Annotated in this window: 1 tRNA gene and 1 rRNA gene; both read right to left on the bottom strand. The window is 51.0% G+C overall.

Annotated elements, in window-relative coordinates:
- Positions 1 to 74: transfer RNA gene (locus tag F3J38_RS27885), tRNA-Ile, on the bottom strand.
- Positions 75 to 148: 74 nt separating this feature from the next.
- Positions 149 to 255: ribosomal RNA gene (locus F3J38_RS27880) — 16S ribosomal RNA — on the bottom strand; the annotation flags it as partial.

The following is a 255-nucleotide window of genomic DNA, read 5'->3' as shown; positions in this document are numbered from 1 at the left end:
TAGGCCTGAGTGGACTTGAACCACCGACCTCACCCTTATCAGGGGTGCGCTCTAACCACCTGAGCTACAAGCCTGTAGAGGTTTTTTCTGCTCGTTACTTTTCTATCAGACAATCTGTGTGAGCACTACGCGGGAAGGTATCTTCAGGTAAGGAGGTGATCCAACCGCAGGTTCCCCTACGGTTACCTTGTTACGACTTCACCCCAGTCATGAATCACAAAGTGGTAAGCGCCCTCCCGAAGGTTAAGCTACCTA

This window comes from Candidatus Pantoea formicae, from assembly GCF_011752625.1.
Classification (GTDB): Bacteria; Pseudomonadota; Gammaproteobacteria; order Enterobacterales; family Enterobacteriaceae; genus Pantoea; species Pantoea formicae.
The sequence above is the reverse complement of the archived record's forward strand: the minus strand, read 5'-3'. Positions and strand labels throughout refer to the sequence as shown.